The following is a 3,877-nucleotide window of genomic DNA, read 5'->3' as shown; positions in this document are numbered from 1 at the left end:
CTCAGCAGATCACCCTGCCTCGGCGTCAGACCCAACGTCATCGACTACTCCTGACCGCAGCGGCAACCCTCACCCGCGATCCTCCCCGAGCGTCGCCGCGCAACCGGACACCGCCACGCGAAAAACACCAGCCACCTAGCGCTGTACGCAACCGCAACGCGATAGTCGGCGCGACAGCCGACCGAGACCCGATCGGCCACATTCCCCACAGGTGGTCCCGGCTCAGTCGAGCGGAACCTGCCAGCTGAGCAACGTGCCGCGACCCGACGGCGGGGTCCCGAGGCTGAACGTGCCGCCGTGCCGGCGGGCCCGGGCCGCGAGGTTCTGGGTGCCCGAGTTCCGGTCGCGCGCGACCGAGAGCCCCGCGCCGTCGTCCTCGACCTCGATCTCGACCTGACCGGTCGGACCGGACCCGGCGACCGTGACCCGCACCGCGACCGAGGAGGAGTGCGCGTGCCGCGCCGCGTTGGCGAGGCCCTCGCGCACGACCGCCACGATGTCGTCGGCCAGGTCGGCCCCGATGATGTCGTCGATCCGGTCCAGGTCGTCCTGCTCGTCCTGCGCCGAGTCGATGATGCGTCCGTCGATCGAGATGACGAGCGACGGCGCGAAGCCGAGACCCCGGCGGGCCAGGGAGGACTCCCGGCGCAGGCGCTCCACCAGGGACGTGGTCGCGTCCGGGTCGCGCAGCGCGTGCACGATCGCGCGGATCTGGCGCACCGTTGAGTCGACGCTGTCGAGGGCCTCCTCGATGATGCTGGTGAGCTCGGCGGGCTCGACTCCGCGGGCCGCCCGACGCCGGACGGTCTCGAGCTGCATCCCGGTGGCGAACAGCTGCTGGATGGCGAGGTCGTGCAGGTCGCGCGCGATCCGCTCGCGCTCGTCGAGCAGCGCGGCGACGTCCTGCGCGTGCCGCGCCTCGGCGAGGACGAAGGCCAGCGCGGCCTGGGCGGCGAACGACTGCGCTGCCACGAGGTCGCTCTGGGCGAACGCGGCGGCGCCGATCGTGCGCAGCAGCACCAGCACCCCGACGCTGTGCCCCGCCGCCCGCAGCGGCGTGTACAGAGCCGGGCCGAACTGCCGCATCGGGGCCAGGCTCAGCCGGTTCGCGGACGCGAGGGACGGCACGAGGTCACCCACCCCGCTCTTGTACGCGGCCCACGAGCGGCCGTGGCGCGGCATGGTCAGCCCGAGCAGCGCCTCGTGGGCGTGCCCGTCGACGATCTCGACGACGAGCTCCTCGTTCAGGCCGGGCAGCACGAGCAGGGCCGTGTCTGCGCTGGCGATCTCGCGCGCGGTGGTGGCGATCTGGGTGAGCGCCTCCTCCTCGTCCGCACCTTCGAGCAGCAGGGTGGTGATCTTCTGGCCGGCCTGCAGCCAGTGCTCGCGGCGGCCGGCCTCGGCGTACAGCTGCGCGTTCTGGATGGCGACGGCGACGGCCGCGCCGAGCGCGGTGACGACCTCCTCGTCGGCGTCGTTGAAGCCGCCCGCCTTCTCCGAGAGGTAGAGGTAGCCGAAGACCTCCTCGCGCACCCGCACCGCGGCGCCGAGGAACGAACCCATCGGCGGGTGGTCCTTCGGGAAGCCGTTGAATGCCGGGTGGTGGGTGAGGTCGTCGAGCCGCAGCACCCCGTGGGCGGGGATCTGGCCGAGGACGCCGATCGAGTGCGGGGAGTTGGCGAGCTTGGCGACGACGGACTCCTCGACACCGCCCTGCACGAAGGTCATCGACGACCCGCGCTCGTCGAGGATGTTGATCGCTCCGTACCGCGCACCGGTCAGCTCGATGCTCGCCTCGACGAACCGCTCGAGCAGGCTCGGCAGGTCGAGGTCCGCCGCGAGCGACAGAACCGCGCGCAGCAGGTCGCTCGTGCCGGATCCTGCGGGACGTTCATCGATCGTCATGCTTGCTCCTCGTCGCGTGCTGTCCTAGCTCACGGTACGGGGAGTACGCCCACCGGACGTTTACTATGGAGCCAGCCCCCTGCCCCTCGGTCTCTTTCGGAGGACCCCATCCCGGATTCGCATGTCGAGCACGAGGCCTATTTCGGCGCACCCGAACCCGAGGAAAGTCTGCGCGAGGTCGTGGAGATCACCTCGCCGGCCGCCGTCGCGCGGCTCACCGATCGGGACGACATCGTCAAGGTCAAGGGTCGTTATGCGGTCGTCAACAAGGATCGCACCTCGCACCAGGCGATGATTGAAGACCTGATCTTCATTCGCGAGGCGCTCGACGCGGCGGGCGTCAGTTATCTGCTGGTGCGCGGGAATGACAGCCGCCCGGTAATTGCCGTGGACTGGTCCAAGCGCAAGGTGCTCCGCGAGGTGCTGGTCGCGGCCTGCCGGAACGAGCCGTTCTACTCGATGACGGTCGACGCGAGAAAGAAGACCGCGCTGCTGGTGTCGGACGGCGCTCTCGCGCACGGCGGCAAGGCGCGGATCTTCCGCCTGTACCGCCCGCGCATCGAGCCCACCGGCGGGCTCACCTACGGGTCGTCCGGCGGGGTGCAGGTCGAGCTGTGGTCATGGGAGGACGGGAACCTCATCCTGCCCATCGAGAACTCCCTCACCCGTCGCACCCTGCCCGACGTCGAGGCCGTGCGCGGGACGGTGAGCCGGTTCGGTCTCGAGTGGCCCACGATCGAGAACATGTTCGCGGACCACGCGACGGACATCGACTTCGACATCGACATGGTCTTCTCCTGGGTGGACGGCAACAGCGCGGCCTACCAGGCGGCCCGCGCCCTGCGTGCCGAGGGGGTCGTCGTCGGCGAGGGGGACGACTCGGTCGCCCGGTTCCAGCAGATCAACGAGCTCAAGTACGCCCTGCGCTCCATCTACATGTTCGCCCCGTGGGTCCGGCGCATCTTCATCGCGACCGACTCGGCCGCCCCGGAGTGGCTCGCCGACCACCCGGCGGTCACGCTCGTGCGCAGCGAGGAACATTTCAAGGATCCGTCGGTGCTGCCCACGCACAACTCGCAGGCGGTCGAGTCCCAGATCCAGCACATCGAGGGACTGTCCGAGCACTTCCTGTACTCGAACGACGACATGTTCTTCGGTCGACCGCTCGGACCGGACATGTTCTTCTCGCCCGGCGGCGTCACGAAGTTCATCAAGGCGCCGACCCGCATCGGCCTGGGCGACAATCACCTCGACCGCAGCGGATTCGAGAATTCGGCGCGAGTGAACCGCAGGCTGTTGCAGGAAAAGTTCGGCCGAATCACCACGCGGCATCTCGAGCATTGCGCGACCCCGCTTCGCCGGAGCGTGCTGCTGGAGATGGAGGAAGAGTTCGCGGAGGAATATGCGGCCACGGCGGCCAGCACGTTCCGCGCCAAGGACAACATCTCGGTGACGAATTCGCTCTACCACTACTACGCGCTGCTGACGGGGCGGGCGGTGACCCAGGACAACGCCAAGGTCCGCTACGTCGACACGACCCACGTGTCCGGCCTCGCGTCCCTCGACCCGCTGCTGCGCAAGCGGTCGCACGACTTCTTCTGCCTCAACGACGGCAGCTTCCCCGAGGTGAGCGCCGAGGAGCGCGTGGCGAAGGTGACGGACTTCCTGGAGAAGTACTTCCCGATCGCGGCCCCCTGGGAGAAGTAGCACCAGAACCCCGTAACGTCCGAGCGTTGACGTCCTATAGGACGTCAACGTTCGGACGTTAGGCCCAGGTGGTGCTCGCGAGCTCGCCGCCGGGCCTTGTCCGGCGGGGTGTTCCGGGTGCATCGCCGGGCCCCTGTGTGATACTTGCGGAAGTCCTGAGGGCGTCCACACCGCCGTCAAGACCGATGAACTGCTCGCCGCAACCGCGCTTAGCGGCTCGCCGCGCCGCCGCCGCCCCACCAGGGCGAACAGGCGGGCGCCGGCG

Annotated in this window: 2 protein-coding genes; one reads left to right on the top strand and one right to left on the bottom strand. The window is 69.3% G+C overall.

Translation table 11 applies throughout. The features are described 5' to 3' along the window. Nucleotides 1-222: 222 nt before the first annotated feature. Nucleotides 223-1,905 carry a GAF domain-containing sensor histidine kinase gene (locus VIM26_RS20075; protein WP_331954537.1) on the bottom strand — a complete coding sequence of 561 codons (1,683 nt, stop codon included), beginning with the start codon at nt 1,903-1,905 and terminating at the stop codon, nt 223-225. A gap of 180 nt (nt 1,906-2,085) precedes the next feature. On the opposite strand from VIM26_RS20075, the gene VIM26_RS20070 reads away from it, so the two are divergent. Continuing rightward, entirely contained in the window at nt 2,086-3,612 is a 1,527-nt protein-coding gene (locus tag VIM26_RS20070; RefSeq protein ID WP_331954535.1) for a stealth conserved region 3 domain-containing protein, read from the top strand. Nucleotides 3,613-3,877: the final 265 nt, after the last annotated feature.

This window comes from Pengzhenrongella sp., from assembly GCF_036565025.1.
Classification (GTDB): Bacteria; Actinomycetota; Actinomycetes; order Actinomycetales; family Cellulomonadaceae; genus Pengzhenrongella.
The sequence above is the reverse complement of the archived record's forward strand: the minus strand, read 5'-3'. Positions and strand labels throughout refer to the sequence as shown.